Consider the following 23,976-nt stretch of genomic DNA (forward strand, 5'->3'; position numbering starts at 1 on the left):
TTAGACTCGACAAGCCCGGCAACAGCTCTACTGCAAGGAGGCACGGGTGCCGCTGCTGACCCGCATCACGGGACCGCGCGATCTGGACCGGCTCAGCCCTGAGCAGCTGGACCAGCTGGCCGAGGAGATCCGGACCTTCCTCGTCGAGGCGGTTTCCAAGACCGGCGGCCACCTCGGCCCCAACCTCGGTGTGGTGGAGCTGACCATCGCCCTGCACCGGGTCTTCGACTCGCCCAAGGACAAGGTGCTCTGGGACACCGGCCACCAGTCCTACGTCCACAAGCTGCTCACCGGCCGTCAGGACTTCAGCCGGCTGAAGATGAAGGGCGGCCTGTCCGGCTACCCCTCGCAGGCCGAGTCCGAGCACGACGTCATCGAGAACAGCCACGCGTCCACGGTCCTCGGCTGGGCCGACGGCCTCGCCAAAGCCAACCAGCTGCGCAAACGCGACGACCATGTCGTCGCCGTCATCGGTGACGGCGCGCTGACCGGCGGTATGGCCTGGGAGGCGCTGAACAACATCGCCGAGGCCAAGGACCGTCCCCTCGTCATCGTCGTCAACGACAACGAGCGGTCGTACGCGCCCACCATCGGCGGCCTCGCGAACCACCTGGCGACCCTGCGCACGACCGACGGCTACGAGCGCTTCCTGACCCGCACCAAGGAGATCCTCGACCGCACCCCGGTCGTCGGCAGGCCCCTCTACGAGACCCTGCACGGGGCCAAGAAGGGCCTCAAGGACTTCATCGCGCCGCAGGGCATGTTCGAGGACCTCGGGCTGAAGTACGTCGGGCCGATCGACGGACACGACATCGAGGCGCTGGAGTCGGCTCTCGCGCGCGCCAAGCGCTTCGGCGGGCCGGTCATCGTGCACTGCCTCACCGAGAAGGGCCGCGGCTACCAGCCCGCCCTCCAGGACGAGGCAGACCGCTTCCACGGCATCGGTCCGATCCACCCCGACACCGGCCTGCCCGTCAAGGCCTCCGGCGCCGACTGGACGTCGGTCTTCGGCGACGAGATGGTCGAGCTCGGCAAGGAGCGCGAGGACATCGTCGCCATCACGGCCGCGATGCTGCAGCCCGTCGGTCTGAAGAAGTTCGCGGACACCTTCCCGGACCGCATCTACGACGTCGGCATCGCCGAGCAGCACGGCGCCGTCTCCGCGGCGGGCCTGGCGACGGGCGGCGTCCACCCCGTCTTCGCCGTCTACGCCACCTTCCTCAACCGCGCCTTCGACCAGGTCCTGATGGACGTCGCGCTGCACAAGTGCGGGGTCACCTTCGTGCTCGACCGGGCCGGCGTGACCGGCACCGACGGCGCCTCCCACAACGGCATGTGGGACATGTCGATCCTTCAGGTCGTGCCCGGGCTGCGGCTCGCCGCCCCGCGCGACGCCGACCAGGTGCGCGCGCAGCTGCGCGAGGCCGTCCAGGTCAAGGACGCGCCGACCGTGGTCCGCTTCTCCAAGGGCGCCGTCGGCCCCGCCGTACCCGCCGTGGGGCGCGTGGGAGGCATGGACGTGCTGCGCGAGCCCGGCACCGACACCCCGGACGTGCTGCTCGTCTCCGTCGGCGCCCTCGCGCCGATGTGCCTGGAGATCGCCGGCCTGCTCGACAAGCAGGGCATCTCCACCACCGTGGTCGACCCGCGCTGGGTCAAGCCCGTCGACGAGGCCATGGCCCCGCTCGCCGAGCGGCACCGCGTGGTCGTCACCGTGGAGGACAACTCCCGCGTCGGCGGCGTCGGCTCGGCCGTCGCGCAGGCCCTTCGCGACGCGGGCGTCGACGTCCCGCTGCGTGACTTCGGCATCCCGCCGCGCTTCCTCGACCACGCGTCCCGCGCCGAGGTCCTGACCGAGATCGGCCTCACCGCGCCCGACATCGCCCGCCAGGTCACCGGGCTGGTCTCCAAGCTGGACGGCCGCTTCGACCGTGCGACGGCCGACGACGCGGTGGAGCCCGCCCGGGACTGACCACACGGGTACGGCCGGATGGGCCGGTTCCGCCACCCGTGCCGGTGGCGGAACCGGCCCATCTGTATGAATCCCCCCGCGCCGGGGCAGGCGTACCACACCCCCTCTCGATCATGTCGAGGACGACAAGTGTGGGAGGTACGACCGTGAGCAGCACACTCTTCCGGACGAAGAGAGTAGAGCAGTCCATCCTCGATACCGAGGAGCCAGAGCACGCGCTCAAGAAGTCCTTGTCCGCGCTGGATCTGACCGTTTTCGGTGTCGGTGTCATCATCGGCACCGGCATCTTCGTCCTCACCGGCACCGTGGCCAAGGACAACGCCGGGCCGGCGGTGGCCCTGGCGTTCGTCGTGTCCGGCGTCGCCTGCGCGCTGGCCGCGCTCTGCTATGCCGAGTTCGCGTCCACGCTTCCGGTCGCCGGGTCGGCGTACACGTTCTCGTACGCCTCCCTCGGTGAACTGCCCGCCTGGATCATCGGCTGGGACCTGGTCCTGGAGTTCGCGCTCGGGACGGCGGTGGTGGCAGTCGGCTGGTCCGGCTACATCCAGTCGCTCATGGACAACGCGGGCTGGACGATGCCCGACGTCCTCGGCAGCCGGGAGGGTGCCGACGCCTTCGGCTTCGACATCCTCGCCGCCGCGCTCGTCCTCGTCCTCACCTTCATCCTCGTCCTCGGCATGAAGCTTTCCGCGCGGATCACGTCCCTGGTCGTCGCCATCAAGCTGGCCGTCGTCCTGACCGTGATCATCGCCGGTGCGTTCCTGATCGACGCCGACAACTACGACCCGTTCATCCCGAAGACCCAGACGGTGGACGCCGCCAGCAATCTCGACGCCCCGCTGATCCAGCTCATGTTCGGCTGGGCCCCGTCCAACTTCGGCGTGATGGGCATCTTCACCGCCGCGTCCGTCGTGTTCTTCGCCTTCATCGGCTTCGACGTCGTGGCCACGGCGGCCGAGGAGACCAAGAACCCGCAGCGCGACATGCCACGCGGCATCATCGGCTCACTCGTGATCTGCACGACGCTGTACGTCCTCGTGTCGATCGTGGTCACGGGCATGCAGCACTACAGCCGGTTGTCCGTGGACGCGCCGCTCGCCGACGCGTTCAAGGACACCGGGCATCCCTGGTTCGCGGGCTTCATCAGTTTCGGCGCCGCGGTCGGCCTGACGACGGTCTGCATGATCCTGCTACTCGGCCAGACCCGTGTCTTCTTCGCGATGAGCCGGGACGGGCTGCTGCCGCGCTTCTTCTCGCACGTCCACCCCCGGTTCAAGACCCCGCACCGGCCGACCATCCTGCTCGGCGTGGTCATCGCGGTCCTGGCCGGCTTCACCCCGCTGACCGAACTCGCCGCGCTGGTGAACATCGGCACGCTGTTCGCCTTCGTGGTCGTGGCCATCGGCGTGATCATCCTCCGCAAGACCCGCCCCGACCTGCACCGGGCCTTCCGCACCCCGTGGGTGCCGGTCCTCCCGATCCTGTCGGTGTTCGCCTCGCTGTGGCTGATGATCAACCTGCCGGCCGAGACATGGGTCCGGTTCGCCATCTGGATGGCCATCGGCGCCGTCGTGTACTTCCTCTACGGCCGCTCCCACAGCCGCCTCGGACGCCACGAGGAGACGACCGCGGCCGAAGTGGAGAAGGGGCAGCCCGGGGACACCGCCTAGGCGGAACCGACGACTGCAGGGGCCGCGTACGGCAGCCGGTTACGGCCGGACCGAGCGCGGCCCTGCCACGTCCGCCCCCAACTCGGACACCCGCCGCCGCAGTTCCCGATCCGCGGTCACCACCAGGCAGCGCCGTCCGTCCGCCCGCGCGACCAGCTCGACCATGTGGTCGTCACCGCTCCCGGCAGCGGACTCCACCCGCACCCCCGGCATGCTCTCCACACCCCGAGCGGCACCCTCGACGACGAGCACGATCTCCACGGGCCCCGGACGCCCCGGCACCCCGTCCGCGGCCAGCCGGTCGCGCAGCCGCTCCGCGGCCCCCCGCCGGTCCCGCCACCACCCGTCGGGCACCGACCCGACGACGTTCGCGGCGTCGACGATCACGAGCAGGGGTACGTCGTCGGGCAGCGGGACGTCTTCGGTCGGGGGGACGTCGTCAGTCATGGGGCAAGCCTCGCACGGCTCACTCCGAGGCCCTGTCCTCCTCGAAACTGGCGAAGTAGGCCGCCGCCATGTCCTCGTCCCCGTGCCCCTGCGCAGCGGCCCGCTCGAACCGCTCCGCGCTCGCCACGGCCACATCCAGACGTACGCCGTGCCGCTCGCCCGCCGCCACGATGAGCCGCGCGTCCTTCGCCGCCGTGGCCACCGCGAACTGGGCCGGGGTCAGCCCCCCGTTCAGCACCAGGCCGGTCTTGGCCCGCAGATACCCCATGTCGAGCGGCCCCCCGTCGATCACCTCGAAGAAGCGCTCCGGATCCACACCGAGGGCCTTGGACAGCGCCAGCACCTCGCCGGCCGCGTTCGTCACCGCGAGCACCCAGCTGTTGGCGACCAGCTTCAGCCGCGTCGCACTGCCGGCCCCGCCGTCCTCTCCGGTCCATACCGTACGGGCGCCGACGGCGTCGAACACCGGCGTCACCGTCTCGCGCCCCTTGACGGGCCCCGCCGCCAGCACGGTGAGCTGACCGGCCTCGGCCGGCCGGCGGGTGCCGAGCACCGGGGCGTCGTAGAAGACCAGGCCGTGGTCGCGGGCGAACGCGGCGAGGCCGGCGACCCCCTCGAGCCCGGCGGTCGTCGACTGCACCCACACGGCACCGGAGCCCAGCGCGGGCGCCGCGTCCCGCATGACGTCCAGCGTCGCGGGACCGTCGTACAGCATGGTCAGGACGACGTCGGCGCCCCGGACCGCCTCGGCGGGGGTGTCGGTGACGAGGGCGCCGTCGGCGGCCAGGGGCTCGGCCTTGGTGCGGGTGCGGTTCCAGGCGCGGACGGTGTGCCCCGCCTTGACGAGGTTGCGGGCCATCGCGGCGCCCATGATTCCGGTACCCAGGACGCTCACGGTGAGCTTGTCGGTCATGACGTCGACTTCCTGTTCTCGTGCGGACGTTGCTGTGATCCAGCTTGCCCGGGGCCGGGGCACGCCGTCCGCACGCCCCCGAATAGAGTGAACCGGTGAACGGCGACTGGCTCATCCGCGGCCGCGACGGCCGCCTCAGTGTCTATCTGCCGACCGACGACGCCGTCCTGTGCCGGGCGGAACTCGGACCGGGCGGCCCCTGGGAACCCCCGCGTCGGCTCGGCGGCGAGCAGAAGCTGCGCCCCGGCCCCGCGGTCGGCCAGGGCGCCGACTGCTACGCCCATCTGGCCGCCTGGCGGCCCACCAAGCCGGGCGAGGCGGGCCTGGTGCACTCCACACACTTCCGCCCGCGCCTCGCCGCGCTGGACTGGATCCCCATCGGCCACCCGAACCGGACCGGCGACCGCACGGGCATGCCCGCCGTCACGGTCGACGCGCAGGGGCGCTGCCATGTCTTCGTCCGCAACAAGGGGGGCGGGGTGAGCATGCTCGGCCAGAAGGCGGTGGGCGGCTGGGGCCCGTGGCGTGACCTCAAGGGGCGCGAGGTGGACGAGCGGCTGGCCGCCGTGACGGGGGAGTCCGGGCTCGTCGAGCTGTACGCGGCCGTCCCCGGAGCCATCCTGCACTGGCGGCAGGAGAGTCCGGGCGCCGTCCCGGCCCTGGAGGAGGCGCTGGAGACCCCGGTACGCCCGGGCACGCTCCGCGCCCTCGCGACCTCCGCCGAGCACACCACGCTCTTCTACGCGGACGACTCCGGCGACCTGTGCGCCTGGCGCCCCGGCACCAAGCCGGTCACCTTGCTGGCGTCCGCCGGTCCCGGCCCGGTCTCCGTGATCCGCTGCGAACTCGACGGCCACGACTGCACGTTGCTCGCCCAGCGCTCGGCGAGCGGGCGTGTCGCCTTCGCCGCGTATCCGACGGAACAGGAGTCGGCGGGGGCGTGGTGGACGGAGTCGGGACCGCAGCTCGCGGCGGACGCGGTGGTGGCACTGGCGCTGGACGAGGACGAGCGGGTGGCGGCGGCAACGATGTCGCCCTCGACCGGGCAGCTGCTGATCACCCGACGCAAGGAGGAGCCCGGGCTGGCGCTGGAGGCCTGGCGAGAAGTCTGACTCCCCGGAAGGCGTGACCCCCACCCCACTCGAAGAGCCCCCACCCACGCGAAAGGGCCCCTGCCGGAGCAGGGGCCCTTACTGGCGTACCAGTCGCGTTACGCCGGAACCGACGCCACGCCCGGCGCCAGGAACTTCTTGCCGTTCACGCGCTCGGAGACACCCTCGCGGTCCAGGTACGGCGTGATACCGCCCAGGTGGAAGGGCCAGCCGGCGCCCGTGATCAGGCACAGGTCGATGTCCTGGGCCTCGGCGACGACGCCCTCGTCGAGCATGAGCCCGATCTCCTGGGCGACGGCGTCGAGGACGCGCTCGCGGACCTGCTCCTCGGTGAGGACGGAGTCGCCCTGCTTCAGCAGCGCGGCGACCTCCGGGTCCAGCTCCGGCTTCCCGCTGTCGTACACGTAGAAGCCGCGCTTGCCCGCCTTGACGACGGCCGCGAGGTTCGGGGAGACCGTGAAGCGGTCCGGGAAGGACCGGTTGAGGGTCTCGGAGACGTGCAGACCGATCGCGGGACCGACCAGCTCGAGCAGCACCAGCGGCGACATCGGCAGACCGAGCGGCTCGATGGCCTTCTCGGCGACCTCGACCGGCGTGCCCTCGTCGATGACGTTCTGGATCTCGCCCATGAAGCGGGTGAGGATGCGGTTCACGACGAACGCCGGGGCGTCCTTCGTCAGGACCGCGGTCTTCTTCAGCTTCTTGGCGACGGCGAAGGCCGTGGCCAGCGAGGCGTCGTCCGTCTTCTCGCCACGGACGATCTCCAGGAGCGGCAGGACCGCGACCGGGTTGAAGAAGTGGAAGCCGACGACCCGCTCGGGGTTCTTCAGCTTCGACGCCATCTCGGAGACCGAGAGGGAGGAGGTGTTGGTGGCGAAGATCGCGTGCGCCGGGGCGACCGCCTCGACCTCCGCGAACACCCGCTGCTTGACGCCGATCTCCTCGAAGACCGCCTCGATGATGAAGTCGGCGTCCGCGAAGCCCTCGGCCTTGTCCAGGACACCGCTCACCAGCGCCTTGAGGCGGTTGGCCTTGTCCTGGTTGATCCGGCCCTTGCCGAGCAGCTTCTCGATCTCGGCGTGGACGTAGCCCACACCCTTGTCGACGCGCTCCTGGTCGATGTCGGTCAGCACGACCGGCACCTCCAGGCGGCGCAGGAAGAGCAGGGCGAGCTGCGAGGCCATCAGGCCGGCGCCGACGACACCGACCTTGGTGACCGGGCGGGCCAGGTTCTTGTCCGGGGCGCCGGCCGGGCGCTTGCCGCGCTTCTGCACCAGGTTGAAGGCGTAGATGCCGGCGCGCAGTTCGCCACCCATGATCAGGTCGGCGAGCGCCTTGTCCTCGGCGTCGTAGCCCTGCTGCAGGTCGCCGTTCTTGGCGGCGGCGATGATGTCGAGGGCGCGGTAGGCGGCCGGAGCGGCCCCGTGCACCTTGGAGTCCGCGATGAAACGGCCCTTGGCGACGGCCTGGTCCCAAGCCTCACCGCGGTCGATCACCGGGCGCTCGACCTCGACGTCGCCCTTCAGTACCTCGGCGGTCCAGATCAGCGACTGCTCCAGGAAGTCGGCGCCCTCGAAGATGGCGTCGGCGATGCCCAGGTCGAAGACCTGCTGGCCCTTGAGCTGCTTGTTCTGGTTGAGGCTGTTCTCGATGATCACCGAGACGGCCTTGTCGGCGCCGATCAGGTTCGGCAGGATCGTGCAGCCGCCCCAGCCGGGAACCAGGCCAAGGAAGACCTCGGGGAGCGAGAAGGCCGGGAGCGCCTTGGAGACAGTCCGGTACTTGCAGTGCAGACCGACCTCGACGCCTCCGCCCATCGCGGCGCCGTTGTAGTACGCGAAGGTCGGGACCGCGATACCGGCGAGGCGCTTGAAGACCTCGTGGCCGCCCTTGCCGATGGCGAGCGCGTCCTTGTGCTCCTTGAGGAGCTCGACGCCCTTGAGGTCGGCGCCGACGGCGAAGATGAACGGCTTGCCGGTGATGCCGACGCCGACGATGTCGCCGGCCGCGGCCTCCGCCTCGACCTGGTCGATGGCGGTGTCGAGGTTGGCCAGCGACTGCGGGCCGAAGGTGGTCGGCTTGGTGTGGTCGAAGCCGTTGTCCAGCGTGATCAGGGCGAAGCGTCCGGCGCCGAACGGCAGGTCGAGGTGGCGTACGTGCGCCTGGGTGACGACCTCGTCCGGGAACAGCTCGGCCGCACCCTTCAAAAGCTCAGCGGTGCTCACTTGCTGCCTCCGTCGAAGTTCGGGTTCTCCCAGATGACCGTCGCGCCCATGCCGAAGCCGACGCACATGGTGGTCAGGCCGTAGCGGACCTCAGGCTGCTCCTCGAACTGGCGGGCGAGCTGCGTCATCAGACGCACACCCGACGAGGCCAGCGGGTGACCGTACGCGATGGCGCCGCCGTACTGGTTGACGCGCGCGTCGTCGTCGGCGATGCCGTAGTGCTCCAGGAAGGCCAGGACCTGGACGGCGAAGGCCTCGTTGATCTCGAACAGACCGATGTCGGAGATGCTCAGCCCTGCCTGGGCGAGAGCCTTCTCCGTGGCCGGGATCGGGCCGTAGCCCATGACCTCCGGCTCCACACCCGCGAAGGAGTAGGAGACCAGACGCATCTTCACCGGGAGGTTGTTCTCGCGGGCGAAGTCCTCGGACGCGATGAGCGAGGCGGTGGCACCGTCGTTGAGACCGGCGGCGTTGCCCGCGGTCACGCGGCCGTGGACGCGGAACGGCGTCTTCAGACCGGTCAGGTTCTCCATCGTCGTGCCCGGGCGCATCGGCTCGTCGGCGGTGACCAGACCCCAGCCGGTCTCACCGGCCTCCGGGTTGGTGCGGCGCACCGAGATCGGCACCAGGTCCTGCTGGATCTTGCCGTTGGCGTACGCCTTGGCGGCCTTCTCCTGCGAGCGCACGGCGTACTCGTCGGCGCGCTGCTTGGTGATCGTCGGGTACCGGTCGTGCAGGTTCTCGGCGGTCATGCCCATGAAGAGGGCGGACTCGTCGACCAGCTTCTCACTCACGAACCGCGGGTTCGGGTCCACGCCCTCGCCCATGGGGTGACGGCCCATGTGCTCGACACCACCGGCGATGGCGATGTCGTACGCACCGAAGGCCACCGAACCGGCGACCGAGGTGACGGCGGTCAGGGCGCCGGCGCACATACGGTCGATGGAGTAGCCGGGCACCGACTGCGGGAGGCCCGCGAGGATGCCGGCCGTGCGGCCGATGGTGAGGCCCTGGTCACCGATCTGCGTGGTCGCGGCGATGGCGACCTCGTCGATCTCCTTCGGGTCGAGACCGGGGTTGCGGCGCAGCAGCTCCCGGATCGCCTTCACGACGAGGTCGTCGGCGCGGGTCTCGTGGTAGATGCCCTTCGGGCCCGCCTTGCCGAACGGGGTGCGGACGCCGTCGACGAAGACGACATCCCTGACGGTACGAGGCACGATGGCTCTCCTCCAGAGGTGCGGGATCTGCACTGCTGCGCTGCGCAAGCGCTGAGCGCGCGCTCAGGACTCATGCTACTTATGAGTAACGTAGCTGCACAGTCCTGGAGGAGGGAGCGGCGAAGGTCACATCCCGGAGGTCCTCCACATGCCGGCAGAGGATCTTGGCGCGATCTCGACGTAGCTGTTCCGCTTCAAGGGCCCGTTCGGCGCCCACCGGGACACGATCTCGGCAGGAGCGGTTACTGGTGATCCTGCCGACGCCGATCGTCCTTTGGGTGAGGCGCCGCTAGGCGGACAGAGCAGCGACCAACACCGGCGTGACCTGCTCAACCTGCCAGGCCCGAGCCCCGTAACCGGCCAGCGCGTCCGCAACCGACCCGGCGTCGACGACCTTCGGAGGCTCCCAGCAGACCCGCCGCACGGTGTCCGGGGTGATCAGGTTCTCCTGCGGCATGTTGAGCTGCTCGGCCAGCGCGGACACGGCGGCCCGAGCCGCGGTGAGCCGAGCCGCGGCAGCAGGGTCCTTGTCGGCCCAGGCCCGGGGCGGCGGCGGCCCCGTCACCGGCTGCCCCGGCGTCGGCAACTGCGACTCGGTCAAGGACTTCGCGTGATCGACGGCGGCCTGCCACTGCTCCAGCTGCCGCCGGCCCATGCGATGCCCGAACCCGTTCAGCGCGGTGAGAGCGTGCACATTGCCCGGTAGGGCGAGCGCGGCCTCCACGATGGCCGCGTCCGACAGCACCTTGCCCGGCGACACGTCCCGCTTCTGAGCGATCCGGTCCCGCGTCTGCCACAGCTCGCGCACGACGCCCAGCTGCCGACGCCGCCGCACCTTGTGCATCCCGGACGTCCGCCGCCACGGATCCTTGCGCGGCTCCGCAGGCGGCGCGGCCGCGATCGCCTCGAACTCCTGCCGCGCCCACTCCAGCTTCCCCTGCCGGTCCAGCTCCTTCTCCAGCGCGTCACGCAGATCCACGAGGAGCTCGACGTCCAGCGCCGCGTACCGCAGCCACGGCTCGGGAAGCGGCCGCGTCGACCAGTCGACGGCCGAGTGCCCCTTCTCCAGGACGAACCCGAGCACGCTCTCGACCATCGCGCCGAGGCCGACTCTGGGGAACCCGGCGAGCCGCCCGGCCAGCTCGGTGTCGAACAGCAGGGTGGGCACCATGCCTATCTCGCGCAGACAGGGCAGATCCTGGGTGGCCGCGTGCAGGTCCCACTCGACGCCGGACAGCGCCTCGCCGAGTCCCGACAGATCGGGACAGGCCACGGGGTCGATCAGCGCGGACCCGGCGCCCGCGCGGCGCAGCTGCACGAGATACGCACGCTGGCCGTATCTGTACCCGGACGCGCGTTCGGCGTCGACGGCCACGGGGCCGGAGCCGGCGGCGAAGGCGGCGATCACTTCGGCGAGCGCGACCTCGTCGGCGATCACGGGCGGAATGCCCTCGCGGGGCTCCAGCAAGGGGATCGGCGCCTCCGTAACAGAAGACCCGTTGTCTTCCGGAGGGGCGCCTCCGGTGGTTCGCAGTGAACTGTCTGCTGCGGTCTCTTGGGCGTCGGTCACATGTCAAGGGTATCTGTGTATGGACAGCGCCCGCCGACGGAACGTTCCGTCGGCGGGCGCCTGAGGGTCGTAAACCAGTCAGCCACGTGAAGGTTCCGGTCCACGACAGATAGGGGACGCGGGCGGGATCAGCGGCCGATCCCGTTCACGTCAGTGAATGATCAAGTGTTCATGGATGTCAGTGGATGATGCCCGTCCGCAGGGCCACGGCGACCATTCCGGCGCGGTCACCGGTGCCGAGCTTGCGGGCGATGCGGGCGAGGTGGCTCTTGACGGTCAGTGCGGACAGGCCCATCGAGACGCCGATCGCCTTGTTCGACTGGCCCTCCGCCACCAGCCGCAGCACCTCGACCTCGCGACCGGACAGCTCGCGGTAGCCGCCCGGGTGGCTCGGGGCACCCGGGTGGCGACGGTGCATACGGGCGGCGGCGGCGCCGATGGGGGCGGCGCCGGGCCGGGTGGGGAGCCCGACGTTGGTGCGGGTGCCGGTGACGACGTAACCCTTCACGCCGCCGGCGAGGGCGTTGCGAACGGCGCCGATGTCGTCGGCGGCGGAGAGGGCGAGGCCGTTGGGCCAACCCGCGGCGCGGGTCTCGGACAGGAGGGTGAGGCCGGATCCGTCGGGCAGGTGGACGTCGGCGACACAGATGTCGCGGGGGTTGCCGATGCGGGGACGAGCCTCCGCGATGGACGAGGCCTCGATGACGTCGCGCACACCGAGCGCCCAGAGATGACGGGTGACGGTGGAGCGGACGCGGGGATCGGCCACGACCACCATGGCGGTCGGCTTGTTCGGGCGGTAGGCGACCAGGCTTGCGGGCTGCTCGAGGAGAACGGACACCAGGCCTCCTGGGGTGCGGGGACGGCTTTCAAGGTCACAGTCGTCTTCGGCACCAAACCCATGGCCCTTTAGGGAAAGATCACGATTTAGTGAGTAACAATCGGGGCAATTCAGACACACGGTCGATCGACTGGCGAGGAAATCGGCTCGATCAAGGGCGGTTCCTGACCGAAAGTGGCCGTATCGACAAAGTGACGGTCAAGTCGGTGGCAGTCACCGCGCGTGGTGATCACAACGAGGAGCCGTCACAGCAAGTGACGGCCACAGGGTCGGCAGTGGTGATGGGGTCGGCGTCAGCGGGACTGCGGGTCCCGCCGCTGAGGCAGTGTCACCACCGACGCGTCGCCCGGGCCCGCCGGGGGCAGCCCCGCGACCTGGGCGAGCAGATCGCACCAGGACGCCAGGTGGGCCGCGGTGTCCGGGACGCCGCCCAGGCCCTCGCGCGGCGTCCAGGAGGCGCGGATCTCGATCTGCGAGGACGCCGGACGCTCGGACAGCCCGCCGAAGTAGTGGGAGCTCGCCCGCGTGACGGTGCCGCTCGGCTCGCCGTACGACAGCCCGCGCGCCTGGAGCGCGCCGGTCAGCCAGGACCAGCACACGTCGGGCAGCAGCGGGTCGACGGCCATCTCCGCCTCCAGCTCCGCCCGCACCAGGGTCACCAGCCGGAAGGTACCCCGCCAGGCGTCATGGCCCGCCGGGTCGTGCAGCAGCACCAGCCGGCCGTCGGCCAGGTCGTGGTCGCCGTCGACGACGGTGGCCTCCAGCGCGTACGCGTACGGAGCCAGGCGCTGGGGCGCCTTGGTCTGCTCGACCTCGATCTGCGGCCGCAACCGGCTGCTGCGCAGGGCCTCGACCGCGGCGCGGAACGCCGGTGGAGCCGTACTGCTCGAATGCCGGTCCGCCTCCCCTTTGTCCCTCGCCTCATCCATTCCGCCACTGCCGTCCGACAGTCTTCCCTGAGCCGCAGCCATGCCGGGAAGATTAAGGGGAACCGGGGCTTCGTGCAGGGAGGGACACCCGGACAACACGGCAACCCCAGCGCCGGGCCTGTTGCGGCCGTGCGAGACTTGCCCCCGTGAGTGCCAACCAGACGCCGCCGACCGCCACGTACGATTCCGCCTTCCTCAAGGCGTGCAGGCGCGAGCCCGTGCCGCACACGCCCGTGTGGTTCATGCGGCAGGCCGGGCGCTCCCTGCCGGAGTACCGCAAGGTCCGCGAGGGCATCCCGATGCTCGAGTCCTGCATGCGGCCCGAGCTGGTCACCGAGATCACCCTGCAGCCCGTACGCAGGCACAACGTGGACGCGGCGATCTACTTCAGCGACATCGTCGTCCCGCTGAAGGCCATCGGCATCGACCTCGACATCAAGCCCGGCGTCGGCCCGGTCGTCGAGCGTCCCATCCGCACTCGCGCCGACCTGGCCCAACTGCGTGACCTCACCCCCGAGGACGTCTCCTACGTCACCGAGGCCATCGGCCTGCTCACCCGCGAGCTCGGAGCCACTCCGCTCATCGGATTCGCCGGCGCGCCTTTCACTCTTGCGAGTTACCTCGTCGAGGGCGGTCCGTCCCGCACGTACGAGAATGCCAAGGCGATGATGTACGGCGACCCGGAACTCTGGGCCGACCTGCTCGACCGCCTCGCGGACATCACGGCCGCCTTCCTCAAGGTGCAGATCGAGGCCGGCGCCTCCGCGGTCCAGCTGTTCGACTCGTGGGCCGGCGCGCTCGCCCCCGCGGACTATCTGCGCTCGGTGATGCCCGCCTCCTCGAAGGTCTTCAAGGCAGTCGAGTCCTACGGCGTCCCGCGCATCCACTTCGGTGTCGGCACCGGTGAGCTGCTGAAGCTCATGGGCGAGGCCGGCGCGGACGTCGTCGGCGTCGACTGGCGCGTCCCGCTCGACGAGGCCGCACGCCGCGTCGGACCCGGCAAGGCGCTCCAGGGCAACCTCGACCCGACCGTCCTGTTCGCCGGGACCGAGGCCGTCGAGGCCAAGACCCGCGAGGTCCTCGACACGGCCGCCGGACTGGAGGGCCATGTCTTCAACCTCGGCCACGGCGTCATGCCGTCCACGGACCCGGACGCGCTGACCCGGCTCGTCGATTACGTCCACACGCAGACGGCTCGCTAGCGGGCGCTCACCACGTGTGGGGCCGCGCTCTCCTGCCGAACAGCAGACCGCGCGGCTCCGGCGGCGGTGGTGTCCCCGGCTTGAGCGGCCAGGCGAGCGCCATGCCGGCCAGAAATCCGACGATGTGCGCCGCATAGGCCACGGTTCCCGCGTCGGAAACGCCGTCGCCGTTGGAGTACACCGCCTGCAGCACGAACCAGAACCCGAGCACCAGCCAGGCGGGCAGCCGTAGCGGCAGGAAGATCAGGAACGGCACGAGGACCCACACTCTGGCCTTCGGATACAGCGCCAGGTAGGCGCCCAGGACGCCCGCGATGGCCCCGGAGGCGCCGATGAGTGGTTCGGCGGAGTCGTCGTTGAGGAGCGCGAAGCCGTACGACGCCGCGTATCCGCAGACGACGTAGAAGAGGAAGTACCGCACGTGGCCCATGCGGTCCTCGATGTTGTTGCCGAAGATCAGCAGGAACAGCATGTTGCCCAGCAGGTGCAGCCAGCCGCCGTGCAGGAACATGGCCGTGAAGACCGACAGCGCCGGGGACTTGTCGTAGCCGGGCGGGCCGATCACGCAGCCCGGGCCCCGCGGGCCGACGGCTACCTCGCCGGTCGGTACCACTCCCGGCAGCTGACCGTGGATCAACTCCCTTGGCACCGCCGCGTACTGGTCCAGGAACGCGTGCAGATGGCACAGCTGGGACAGGCTGCTCTCGCCGGCCACGGCGCCGGCTGTGCCGGGCGTGGACAGGAAGACGAGGACGTTCGCGGCGATCAGTGCGTATGTCACCCAGGGGGTGCGGCGCACCGGGTTCACGTCATGGACGGGGATGACCACGAGGTGTATCTGCCCCGGATGTGTGCCGTGAATCGGTGAACGGGGCCGCCCCTGCGCGCGTATGACTCGGCAACCGCCCGCGGCACGGGGAAGGCGGGTCGCGGGGTCTACGTGAGGAACAGGCGATGAACGACCGAGTTACTCCTCCGATTCACGCGTTGCCCGACGGCGAGGCCGAGATCGCGGTGGTGGTGCGGCTGCCGTGGGAAGACGTGGCTCGGCTGGGGCAGGAGGCCGGGCGGCTTGCTTCGCAGATGCAGCGGCCGGTGACGCTGGACGAGGCCGTCAGCCATCGGTTGAGGTCGGTTCGGCCGGGGGCCGCGCATGCGAAGCCGGCGGGGGAGCAGCCCGCTGCCGCGATGCCGCCGAGTGTGAGTGCGTCTGTTTCTTCATTGCCGTCCCGCCCGCCGGCTGAGCAGGCTCGGCAGGCCATTGAGCGGATCAACGGCAGCGCGTAAGCGCCTCAGGGGCGGGGGTGGTTCGGCGGCTGCGGGATCGTCGTGGCTGGTCGCGCCCACGCGGCGGAGCCGCATATCGATACAGCCCCGCGCCCCTTTGGGCGTTGCCCGCGCCGCCTGTTAAGAGGGTCCGGCGTTGACCGCCTTCGCTGCCTTGCGGGCAGCCACCAGGACCGGGTCCCAGACCGGGGAGAACGGGGGCGCGTATCCCAGGTCCAGGGACACCATCTGTTCCACCGTCATGCCGGCCGTCAGGGCCACCGCCGCGATGTCGACCCGCTTGCCCGCGCCCTCGCGGCCGACGATCTGCACGCCCAGGAGGCGGCCCGTGCGGCGTTCGGCGAGCATCTTGACCGTCATCAGCGCGGAGTTCGGGTAGTAGCCCGCGCGGCTCGTCGATTCGATCGTGGCCGTGACGTACTGCAGGCCCGCCCTGCGGGCGTCCTTCTCGCGCAGGCCCGTGCGGGCGATCTCCAGGTCGCAGACCTTGCTGACGGCCGTGCCGACGACGCCGGGGAAGGTGGCGTAGCCGCCGGCGGCGTTCGTGCCGATGACCTGGCCGTGCTTGTTGGCGTGGGTGCCGAGGGCGATGTGGCGTTCCCGGCCGGAGACCAGGTCGAGGACCTCCACGCAGTCGCCGCCCGCCCAGATGTTCTCGTGGCCTCGTACCCGCATGGCGAGGTCGGTCAGGAGGCCGCCGTGGTCGCCGAGGGGGAGCCCGGCGGCCCGCGCGAGAGTCGTCTCGGGGCGGACGCCGATGCCGAGGACGACCACGTCCGCCAGGTACTCGGCGTCCTGCGTGGCCACCGCCCGGACCCGGCCGTCCTCGCCGGTGCGGATCTTGGTGACCTCGGTGTCGTTGACCATGGTGATGCCCAGGCCCTCCATGGCCCCGTGCACCAGACGGCCCATGTCCGCGTCGAGCGTGGACATGGGTTCGCTGCCCCGGTTGACGACCGTGACCTCGTAGCCGCGGTTGATCAGCGCCTCGGCCATCTCGACGCCGATGTAACCGGCGCCGACGACCACCGCGCGCCGGCCACGCGTGCGTTCCAGCGTGTCGATCAGGGCCTGGCCGTCGTCGAGGGTCTGCACACCGTGGACACCGGGAGCGTCGGCGCCCGGCATGTCGGGGCGGATCGGGCGGGCGCCGGTCGCGATCACGAGTTTGTCGTACGACGTCCAGGACTCCGCGCCGGAGTCGACGTCACGCGCGTGTACCCGGCCGCCGGCCACGTCGATCTCCGTGACCTCGGTCCGCATGCGCAGGTCGATGTCCCGCGCGCGGTGCTCCTCGGCCGTACGGGCGATCAACTGGTCGCGCTCCGGGACGTCGCCGCCCACCCAGTACGGGATGCCACAGGCGGAGAAGGAGGTGAAGTGGCCGCGTTCGAACGCCACGATCTCCAGCTCCTCGGCGCTCTTCAGACGCCGTGCCTGCGACGCCGCGGACATCCCCGCGGCGTCGCCTCCGATGACGACCAGTCGTTCTCGCGTTCCCGACCCACCACTCGCAGCGCTCATGTTCATGCGAACACGCTACGAGCGCCGGGCATTTCAGTCCCGCTCGCCGCCCTGTTCGGCGCCGCTCTCGTCCCCCGCGCGCGTGCTCCCCGGTGCCGGGCGGGCCGACGGCAGCGGCCCCAGGGCGCTCGTCGCGGGCGCGGTCGCCGGGCGGCGGGGCATCCGGGGCCGCAGGACCTTCAGCCACAGCAACACGAGCAGTGCCGCCACCGCGGCGAACGGCAGCACGGCGCCGAACGCCACTGCGAGCCAGCGCAGCATCGTCACGAACGCGCCCCAGCCGCCCGCGAGCGCGTCCAGGAAGCCGGGGTCGTCGTCCTTCGGCGCTGCCTTCTTCACCGGCGTCTCCGACAGGGAGAGGGTGATCGTGGCCAGGCTCGTGCGGTCCTTCAGCGACGCCTGCTGAGCCAGCAGCGCCTCCAGGTCGGCCTGGCGGGAACTCAGCTCGCCCTCCAGCGTGACCACGTCGCTGAGCTTGGTCGCCCGGTCCATCAGCTCGCGGATGCGGGCCACGCTGGCGCGCTGCGACGTGATGCGGCTCTCCACGTCCACGACCTGGTCGGTGACGTCCTGCGCCTTGGCACTGCGTTCGATCAGCTTGCCGGCGCCCTCCAGATCGGCGAGGACCTCGGCGTACTTGTCGACGGGCACGCGCAGGACGACGCGGGTGCGCTCGTGGCCCTTCCCGTCGCTGGTCGTCGTCTCGTTGCCGACGTAGCCACCCGCGTTCTCGATGCTGGTGCGGGCCTCGTCGAGGGCCTTCGGTACGTCCTTGACCTGCACGGTCAGCGAGGCCGTACGGATGATGTGGCTCGCTGTGGCCTTGGGCGGCGCGGTCGCCCGGTCCGCGCCGGAGCCGCTGCCCTCGCCGGAGCCGCTGGCCGGGGCGCCCGCGTCCGCGCTCGCCTGGAGCTCCTCCTTGGCGGCCCCGCCCCCGGCGGCGCTGCTGTCGGATCCCCCGTCGGCCGTGCCGCTGCACCCGGTGAGTGCGAGGGCGGCGGCCAGCAGGAGGCCGGTCAGGACCTGAACGGGTCGTACCGGTGGTGCGGATCGTGCGGATCGTCGTGCGCGCATGTGGGCGTACCCCCGAGTGTTGTCGTGGCGGCTGATGCTCCTTCGACGCCGGGGCCCGGCCGAACGTTGGCGGGAAACGGTCCCGATGCGGTCACGGTCGGGACTCGTACGGGACACCGGGGCGCGGACGGGTTGTCAGTGGGGTCTGAGAGGCTGGGGACATGCGCGAAGTGGAGACTCGTAGGGGTGCGGGCCGGGTCGTCGTCATCGGCGGCGGGATCGCCGGTCTGGCGGCCGCCCACCGGCTGCTGGCCGGCGGCGGACGCGTGACCGTGCTGGAGGCGTCCGACCGGGTCGGCGGCAAGCTGCTGCCCGGCGAGATCGCGGGCGCGCGCGTGGACTTCGGCGCCGAGTCGATGCTGGCCCGCCGCCCGGAGGCCGTCGCCCTCGCCCGCGAGGTGGGGCTCGCCGACCGTCTCCGGCCGCCCGCCACCGCGACGGCCTCGATCTGGACCCGCGGCGCCCTGCGTCCGATGCCCAAGGGACATGTGATGGGCGTCCCCGGCACGGCCGCCGCCCTGGCCGGCGTCCTGTCCGACGAGGGGCTGGCCCGCATCGAGCGCGACGCCGACCTGCCCCGCACCGAGGTCGGCGACGACGCGGCCGTCGGCGAGTACGTGGCGGCACGCCTCGGCCGTGAAGTCGTCGACCGCCTGGTCGAGCCCCTGCTGGGCGGCGTGTACGCGGGCGACGCGTACCGCATCTCGATGCGCTCGGCCGTGCCGCAGCTCTACCAGGCGGCGAAGACGCACGACTCCCTCACCGAGGCCGTCCGCGAGATCCAGGCCAAGGCCGCCGCCGGCCGGCAGACCGGGCCGGTGTTCATGGGCATCGAGGGCGGCGTGGGCCGACTCCCGCTCGCCGTCGCGGAGTCGGTGCGCGCGCGGGGCGGCGAGATCGTGACCGGGGCACCGGTGACGGAGCTGCGCCGCGAGGCGACCGAAGGGTGGCGTGTCGTCGCCGGTGACCGTGTGCTGCACGCCGACGCGGTCGTCGTCGCCGTACCCGCGCCGGCCGCCGCCGGCCTCCTGCGCGCCGAGGCCCCCGAGGCCGCCGCCGAGCTGGACGGCATCGAGTACGCCTCCATGGCCCTCGTCACCCTTGCCTACCGCCGCGCCGACACCGATCTCCCGGCGGGCAGCGGCTTCCTCGTGCCGCCGGTCGACGGGCGCACCATCAAGGCGTCGACGTTCGCCTCCCAGAAGTGGGGCTGGATCGCCGACGAGAACCCGGACACGGTCGTGCTGCGCACCTCCGTCGGGCGGTACGGCGAGACGGAGATCCTGGGGCAGGACGACGACCACCTCGTCGACGTCTCCCGCCGGGACCTCCGGGCGGCGACGGGCCTGGACGCCACCCCCCTGGAAACCCGCGTCACCCGCTGGACCGACGGCCTGCCCCAGTACCCGGTCGGCCACCACGCACGCGTGGCCCGCGTCCGCGAGCACGTCGCCAAGGTGCCGGGCCTCGCGGTGTGCGGCGCTCAGTACGACGGCGTGGGCATCCCCGCATGCATCGCGAGCGCGTACGCGGCGGTGGACCAGCTGGAGGGCGACCTGGGATCAAAAGGTGCAGCGCGAAGCGCTTCGGTTGAGGGTGGTGGTGGGCGACGGGCGGGCATGGAGGAGCTCACCGCCAACCCGGTGCAGAGTCTGCACGGCGGAGCGGGAGAATAAGGGACATGAGTGACGACGCCTCCACCACCGAGTCCGGCAGGATCCCGAACAAGGGCAAGCTGGCCAAGGACCTCAACGAGGTCATCCGCTACACCCTCTGGTCCGTCTTCAAGCTGAAGGACGTGCTCCCCGAGGACCGCGCGGGGTACGCCGACGAGGTCCAGGAGCTGTTCGACCAGCTCGCCGCCAAGGACGTGACGATCCGCGGCACCTACGACGTGTCCGGGCTGCGCGCCGACGCCGACGTCATGATCTGGTGGCACGCCGAGACCAGCGACCAGCTGCAGGAGGCGTACAACCTCTTCCGCCGCACCAGGCTGGGCCGCGCCCTGGAGCCGGTCTGGTCGAACATGGCGCTGCACCGCCCCGCCGAGTTCAACCGCTCGCACATCCCGGCGTTCCTCGCCGACGAGACGCCCCGTGACTACGTCAGCGTCTACCCCTTCGTGCGCTCCTACGACTGGTACCTGCTGCCCGACGAGGACCGCCGCCGCATGCTCGCCGACCACGGCAAGATGGCCCGCGGCTACCCGGACGTGCGCGCCAACACCGTCGCCTCGTTCTCGCTGGGCGACTACGAGTGGATCCTGGCCTTCGAGGCCGACGAGCTGTACCGCATCGTCGACCTCATGCGCCACCTGCGCGCCTCGGAGGCCCGCATGCACGTCCGCGAAGAGGTGCCGTTCTACACGGGACGCCGCAAGAGCGTGGCCGAGCTGGTGGCCGGGCTCGCCTGATCAGTGCGGGAGCCGGGCGGTGGCCTGCTGAGGCCGGCCGCCCGGCTTCGCCGCGGTGTGCCGGCTCAGCTTCTTCGCCTTGCTCTCGCCCGGCCGCGCCGGCTTGGGCTCGGGGTGTCCCTCGCAGGCCGCGCGCCGGGCCGGGAGGCGGCCCTCCAGCAGGTAGGCGTCGACGTGGCCGTTGACGCAGGCGTTCGGGCCGTACGCGATGCCGTGCGTGCCGGAGTCCCGCTCGGTCACCAGCACCGAGCCCGACAGCCGCCGGTGCATCTCCAGCGCCCCGTCGTACGGCGTGGCGGCGTCCCGCTCGGCGGCCAGGATCAGGATCGGCGGCAGCTCACCCCGCCCGGTCCGCACATCGAGCGGCTCCTGCCGGGGCGCCTGCCAGTAGGCGCACGGCAGGTTCATCCACGCGTTGTCCCAGGTCTCGAACGGCGCCACGCGCGCGAGCCGCGTGTTGTCCCGGTCCCAGACCGCCCAGTCCGTCGGCCAGGGCGCGTCGTTGCACTCCACGGCCGTGTAGACCGCGCTCGAGTTCTCGTCCTCGGCCGCCGCATCCGTCACCGGAGCGGCCAGCTCGACCAGCGGCTTCGGGTCGCCCTTCACATACGCCGACAGCGCCTTCGCGCGCGACGGCCAGTAGTCGTCGTAGTACCCGGCCTGCAGGAACGCCTCCTGCAGCTGCCCCGTCCCGACCTTCCCGCCCGCCGGCTCCTCGGCCAGCCGCGCCCGCACCTTCTCGTAGCTGCGCAGCACCTCCTCGGACGTGGCACCGAGGCCGTACACGTCGTCGTGCTCGGCGACCCACTCCCGGAAGTCCGCCCACCGCTCCTCGAACGCGGCCGACTGGGCGAGGTTGCTGCGGTACCAGATCTGCGCGGGGTCCGGGTTCACCGCCGAGTCGAACACCATCCGCCGCACGTGCGAGGGGAAGAGCGTCGCGTACACCGCCCCGAAGTAGGTGCCGTACGAGGCCCCCATGAACGTCAGCTTCGGCTCGCCCAGCGCGGCCCGCAGGACGTCCAGGTCACGGGCGTTGTTGAGGGAGTTGTAGTGCTGCAGCGCGCTGCCCGTGCGCTGCGCGCAGCCCTGTGCGTACGCCTTCGCCCGGGCGACGCGCTCCTTCTTGTACGACTCCGAGGGGTGCGTCGGCGTCTGCACCGGCCCCTTGACGGACTGCGTGGGGTCCTGGCAGGACAGCGGCGCCGACGGCGACACCCCGCGCGGGGCGTAGCCGACCAGGTCGTACGCCGCCGCCAGCCGCTTCCACTTGGGCAGCAGGCCGATCAGCGGGAAGTGCAGTCCGGAGGCGCCTGGCCCGCCCGGGTTGTAGACCAGGGCGCCCTGCCCAGGCACCCGGCGCTTGCTGTTGTGCGGGTCCTTGTGCGTGGCCCGCACCCGGCTGACGGCCAGCTTGATCTGCTTGCCTTCTGGACGGGCGTAGTCGAGGGGGACCGACACCGTGCCGCACTGCATCTTGCCCGGCAGGTCATGCTCCTTGGCGCAGGTGCCGAAGGTGATGCCGGCCTCCTCGGCGCGCGCGGCGGCCACCGTCGTGCCGTGCTGCTCGGCCGTGCCCGGGGCGGCCCCGGTGCTGCCGGCCGGAGCGGCGGAGAGGGTCGTCAGGAGCAGAGCCCCGGCGACCGAGTAGAGGGCGGCAGCTCTCATGGCGTATCCCTTCGGTGCACGGCAGCAACAAAAGGGATATTTCGTTCGTCTGTTGATGAAGGCAAGCACCACCCGGCCGGTGTCGGCCTCAATGCCCCCTATGCGTCACCGAGCCCCTTGGGCTGTCGCTCGCCGCCGTCAGTCGTGCCGGTGGAACGCGTGGTGGTGCGGCTCGCGGTGTGCGAAGGCCGCGCGCAGGTCCGGCTCGCCTATCGCGCGTACGCCCCGCAGGGCGACGGAAGTGAGGTACGTACGGTCGTCCCCGCCCCGGGAGTGCCGGACCAGGGCGCTCAGCAGCCGCTGCCCGGCCGGGGAGGCCCACTGCGCGTACGGGTGGATCTCGATCCGGGCGATGGTGAGGCAGCTCAGGGTGAGCACGAAGGGGAGTGCGAACCAGAGCGCGATCAGGTGGGTCGGCATGTCCGACTGGGCCGGCGCCAGCAGGGCCACCGCGCCCAGCGCCAGCACGGCGGCTGCGGCCAGCTGCACCTGCCGGATCGCGGCCGCGATCCCGCTGCGCGCCCCGTCGGGTACGGCGAGGCCCGCGCTGACCAGCCGGTCGGCGAGGCTGCCGACCGCGTCGGCGGCGGCCGCGGCGTCCCGCACCGGCTCGATGCGGGACTGGCCCTCCGGCCCGATGGCGCCTATCACCGAGCGCTCCATCTCGTCCCGGCCGCGCGGATCGACGACCGTCGCCCAGCCGGTGTGCGCGAGCAGCAGGCGCTGCTGTCGCGCCATGGAGACGAGGGTCAGATCGGCGACCCGCCGCGGGCCGCCAGAGAGGAACGCGGCCTCGTACAGCGTCAGATCGTGTCCCTGGCCCGTGGTTGCCTCTTTCACGTCCGAGGCCGCGGCGTGCACGGCGGCCAGGCACAGGCGCGTGCAGGCCGTGCCGGCGACGGCCCAGGCGAGCAGCAGGAGAAGGACCCAGAACATGCCGCGTTTCTATGCCAAAGGCCCAGTGAAACGCCATGCCTTGTTCACAATGCGGACCGAGAGTTGCCGGGATGTGACGTTCCGGATAGGGCGTCGCGGACGTCAGGACCCTTGCGGGCGGGGGCTGGTCGCGGCCGGCGGCAGGGTGTATGTGGGTGACGGTGACTGGGGCGGGCTCATCGGGACGGCCGGTGCGGGGTCGTCGGTCGGCCCGGGCGGGGCGGGGGAGGGCGTCAGCGGAGGGATGCTGTCGGCGACCATGTCCCGGGCCACGGCGTCGTAGTCGACATAGCCGGTCGCCTCCAGAACCGTGATGTGGTCCAGCACCGTGGTGTTGGCGTCGTCGGCGAGCTTGCGGACGAGGGAGTTGCGCGTACTGGCCCGCACCTGGGCGACGACGGAGAACACCTTGCCGTGCGCCAGGCGCAGGATGTTCGCGAACTGCCGGTCGTACTCGACGCTCTGGGCCGAGCTCAGGGTGTCCAGCCACTCCTGCTGCTGCTCGGTGGGCTCGTTCGGCAGCGCGAGGCTGAGCTTGGCGGCGACGTCGCGCACGCGCTCGTCGAGGAACGTGTGCCCCTCGATGAGGTGCTGACCGGCGGTCCGTACGGCCGGAGTCGTGCCCTTCTGCTGCGCCTGTTCGCCGGCGGGCAGCTCCCACAGTCCGGCCAGCCGGACCTTCGTGACGAAGTCGCGGTCCAGCGCGGACAGCGGCCCGTACCCGGTCGAGACGGTCTCGGCGTTGAGCACGTCCAGGCCGGTCCCGGACCGGTCGGCGTACGACCAGACCGGGAAGACCATCGCCAGCAGGGTCGCCGTCAGGCCCGTGATGATGAGCCCGGTGCCGCTGAAGATGCCCCGGCCGTTGATGCGGGGTTGCGATCGCATGGTGCCTCCATGTGCGGCACCGCACGTTAGTGCGCTTCGGGGGTGGGTTGGCATATTACTTCGACGCCCGAGGTGCCGTGCCCGGCAC

20 protein-coding genes are annotated in these 23,976 nt (G+C 71.2%); 7 read left to right on the forward strand and 13 right to left on the reverse strand.

The window, feature by feature from the left end; translation table 11 throughout:
* The first annotated feature begins 46 nt into the window (after positions 1–46).
* Positions 47–1,972: a 1-deoxy-D-xylulose-5-phosphate synthase gene (gene dxs, locus ACZ7M7_RS22605; protein ID WP_427839473.1), complete on the forward strand. Its 1,926-nt coding sequence runs from the start codon at positions 47–49 to the stop codon at positions 1,970–1,972.
* A 146-nt stretch (positions 1,973–2,118) separates the two neighbouring features.
* Positions 2,119–3,642: an amino acid permease gene (locus ACZ7M7_RS22610; protein WP_472119648.1), complete on the forward strand. Its 1,524-nt coding sequence runs from the start codon at positions 2,119–2,121 to the stop codon at positions 3,640–3,642.
* Positions 3,643–3,681: 39 nt separating this feature from the next.
* Here ACZ7M7_RS22610 and ACZ7M7_RS22615 read toward each other — a convergent pair whose 3' ends face one another.
* Positions 3,682–4,053 (reverse strand): PIN domain-containing protein, encoded by a 372-nt coding sequence (locus ACZ7M7_RS22615; RefSeq protein ID WP_472120245.1) that lies wholly within the window; start codon positions 4,051–4,053, stop codon positions 3,682–3,684.
* Between the two features lie 55 nt (positions 4,054–4,108).
* Entirely contained in the window at positions 4,109–5,002 is an 894-nt protein-coding gene (locus ACZ7M7_RS22620) for an NAD(P)-dependent oxidoreductase (protein ID WP_472119651.1), read from the reverse strand.
* Positions 5,003–5,097: 95 nt separating this feature from the next.
* On the opposite strand from ACZ7M7_RS22620, the gene ACZ7M7_RS22625 reads away from it, so the two are divergent.
* Positions 5,098–6,114 (forward strand): hypothetical protein, encoded by a 1,017-nt coding sequence (locus ACZ7M7_RS22625; RefSeq protein WP_472119654.1) that lies wholly within the window; start codon positions 5,098–5,100, stop codon positions 6,112–6,114.
* 98 nt (positions 6,115–6,212) lie between these two features.
* On the opposite strand, the gene ACZ7M7_RS22630 is transcribed toward ACZ7M7_RS22625, so the two are convergent.
* The 5 genes from ACZ7M7_RS22630 to ACZ7M7_RS22650 form a co-directional block, all read right to left on the reverse strand.
* Complete coding sequence (locus ACZ7M7_RS22630; protein WP_472119657.1) at positions 6,213–8,339, reverse strand: 3-hydroxyacyl-CoA dehydrogenase NAD-binding domain-containing protein; 2,127 nt, start codon at positions 8,337–8,339, stop codon at positions 6,213–6,215.
* Positions 8,336–9,556, reverse strand: coding sequence for a thiolase family protein (locus ACZ7M7_RS22635; protein WP_383623189.1), 1,221 nt, complete (start codon positions 9,554–9,556; stop codon positions 8,336–8,338). Before ACZ7M7_RS22635 ends, ACZ7M7_RS22630 begins: the two co-directional genes overlap by 4 nt.
* Before the next feature lie 289 nt (positions 9,557–9,845).
* Positions 9,846–11,126 (reverse strand): HRDC domain-containing protein, encoded by a 1,281-nt coding sequence (locus tag ACZ7M7_RS22640; protein WP_383604379.1) that lies wholly within the window; start codon positions 11,124–11,126, stop codon positions 9,846–9,848.
* A 178-nt stretch (positions 11,127–11,304) separates the two neighbouring features.
* Entirely contained in the window at positions 11,305–11,967 is a 663-nt protein-coding gene (locus ACZ7M7_RS22645) for a response regulator transcription factor (RefSeq protein ID WP_003997051.1), read from the reverse strand.
* Positions 11,968–12,260: 293 nt separating this feature from the next.
* The gene (locus ACZ7M7_RS22650; RefSeq protein ID WP_383604376.1) at positions 12,261–12,938 is read right to left on the reverse strand and encodes a DUF3000 domain-containing protein; all 678 of its coding nucleotides are present in this window, start codon (positions 12,936–12,938) and stop codon (positions 12,261–12,263) included.
* A gap of 104 nt (positions 12,939–13,042) precedes the next feature.
* Between ACZ7M7_RS22650 and hemE the strand changes: the two genes are divergently transcribed.
* Positions 13,043–14,098 carry a uroporphyrinogen decarboxylase gene (gene hemE, locus ACZ7M7_RS22655; RefSeq protein WP_472119663.1) on the forward strand — a complete coding sequence of 352 codons (1,056 nt, stop codon included), beginning with the start codon at positions 13,043–13,045 and terminating at the stop codon, positions 14,096–14,098.
* Between the two features lie 7 nt (positions 14,099–14,105).
* Here hemE and ACZ7M7_RS22660 read toward each other — a convergent pair whose 3' ends face one another.
* The gene (locus tag ACZ7M7_RS22660) at positions 14,106–14,927 is read right to left on the reverse strand and encodes a rhomboid family intramembrane serine protease (RefSeq protein ID WP_383623182.1); all 822 of its coding nucleotides are present in this window, start codon (positions 14,925–14,927) and stop codon (positions 14,106–14,108) included.
* A 125-nt stretch (positions 14,928–15,052) separates the two neighbouring features.
* Between ACZ7M7_RS22660 and ACZ7M7_RS22665 the strand changes: the two genes are divergently transcribed.
* On the forward strand, positions 15,053–15,385 hold the full coding sequence (locus ACZ7M7_RS22665; protein ID WP_328422104.1) for a hypothetical protein: 333 nt from the start codon (positions 15,053–15,055) through the stop codon (positions 15,383–15,385).
* 120 nt (positions 15,386–15,505) lie between these two features.
* Here the strand turns inward: ACZ7M7_RS22665 and ACZ7M7_RS22670 are convergent, their stop codons facing one another.
* Both ACZ7M7_RS22670 and ACZ7M7_RS22675 read right to left on the reverse strand, forming a co-directional pair.
* Positions 15,506–16,915 (reverse strand): FAD-dependent oxidoreductase, encoded by a 1,410-nt coding sequence (locus ACZ7M7_RS22670; RefSeq protein WP_472119667.1) that lies wholly within the window; start codon positions 16,913–16,915, stop codon positions 15,506–15,508.
* Positions 16,916–16,942: 27 nt separating this feature from the next.
* The gene (locus tag ACZ7M7_RS22675; protein WP_472119670.1) at positions 16,943–17,983 is read right to left on the reverse strand and encodes a DUF4349 domain-containing protein; all 1,041 of its coding nucleotides are present in this window, start codon (positions 17,981–17,983) and stop codon (positions 16,943–16,945) included.
* Between the two features lie 161 nt (positions 17,984–18,144).
* Between ACZ7M7_RS22675 and hemG the strand changes: the two genes are divergently transcribed.
* Both hemG and hemQ read left to right on the forward strand, forming a co-directional pair.
* Positions 18,145–19,659, forward strand: a complete 1,515-nt coding sequence (gene hemG / locus ACZ7M7_RS22680) for a protoporphyrinogen oxidase (RefSeq protein ID WP_472119673.1) — start codon at positions 18,145–18,147, stop codon at positions 19,657–19,659.
* A gap of 5 nt (positions 19,660–19,664) precedes the next feature.
* On the forward strand, positions 19,665–20,396 hold the full coding sequence (gene hemQ / locus ACZ7M7_RS22685) for a hydrogen peroxide-dependent heme synthase (protein WP_328878560.1): 732 nt from the start codon (positions 19,665–19,667) through the stop codon (positions 20,394–20,396).
* Here hemQ and ACZ7M7_RS22690 read toward each other — a convergent pair whose 3' ends face one another.
* From ACZ7M7_RS22690 to ACZ7M7_RS22700, 3 genes are all read right to left on the reverse strand, one after another.
* Positions 20,397–22,064 (reverse strand): alpha/beta hydrolase, encoded by a 1,668-nt coding sequence (locus ACZ7M7_RS22690; RefSeq protein WP_472119676.1) that lies wholly within the window; start codon positions 22,062–22,064, stop codon positions 20,397–20,399.
* A 138-nt stretch (positions 22,065–22,202) separates the two neighbouring features.
* Positions 22,203–23,000 (reverse strand): TIGR04222 domain-containing membrane protein, encoded by a 798-nt coding sequence (locus ACZ7M7_RS22695; protein ID WP_383604357.1) that lies wholly within the window; start codon positions 22,998–23,000, stop codon positions 22,203–22,205.
* 102 nt (positions 23,001–23,102) lie between these two features.
* Complete coding sequence (locus ACZ7M7_RS22700; RefSeq protein ID WP_383623169.1) at positions 23,103–23,888, reverse strand: DUF4142 domain-containing protein; 786 nt, start codon at positions 23,886–23,888, stop codon at positions 23,103–23,105.
* Positions 23,889–23,976: the final 88 nt, after the last annotated feature.

The organism is Streptomyces sp. NPDC111606 (genome assembly GCF_055656945.1).

Coding starts and splice junctions, on each gene's coding strand:
- ACZ7M7_RS22620 (WP_472119651.1), bottom strand. CDS start 5,002: ATGACCGACAAGCTCACCGTGAGCGTCCTGGGTACCGGAATCATGGGC.
- ACZ7M7_RS22650 (WP_383604376.1), bottom strand. CDS start 12,938: ATGGCTGCGGCTCAGGGAAGACTGTCGGACGGCAGTGGCGGAATGGAT.
- ACZ7M7_RS22665 (WP_328422104.1), top strand. CDS start 15,053: ATGAACGACCGAGTTACTCCTCCGATTCACGCGTTGCCCGACGGCGAG.
- ACZ7M7_RS22670 (WP_472119667.1), bottom strand. CDS start 16,915: ATGAACATGAGCGCTGCGAGTGGTGGGTCGGGAACGCGAGAACGACTG.
- ACZ7M7_RS22675 (WP_472119670.1), bottom strand. CDS start 17,983: ATGCGCGCACGACGATCCGCACGATCCGCACCACCGGTACGACCCGTT.
- hemG (WP_472119673.1), top strand. CDS start 18,145: ATGCGCGAAGTGGAGACTCGTAGGGGTGCGGGCCGGGTCGTCGTCATC.
- hemQ (WP_328878560.1), top strand. CDS start 19,665: ATGAGTGACGACGCCTCCACCACCGAGTCCGGCAGGATCCCGAACAAG.
- ACZ7M7_RS22690 (WP_472119676.1), bottom strand. CDS start 22,064: ATGAGAGCTGCCGCCCTCTACTCGGTCGCCGGGGCTCTGCTCCTGACG.
- ACZ7M7_RS22695 (WP_383604357.1), bottom strand. CDS start 23,000: ATGTTCTGGGTCCTTCTCCTGCTGCTCGCCTGGGCCGTCGCCGGCACG.
- ACZ7M7_RS22700 (WP_383623169.1), bottom strand. CDS start 23,888: ATGCGATCGCAACCCCGCATCAACGGCCGGGGCATCTTCAGCGGCACC.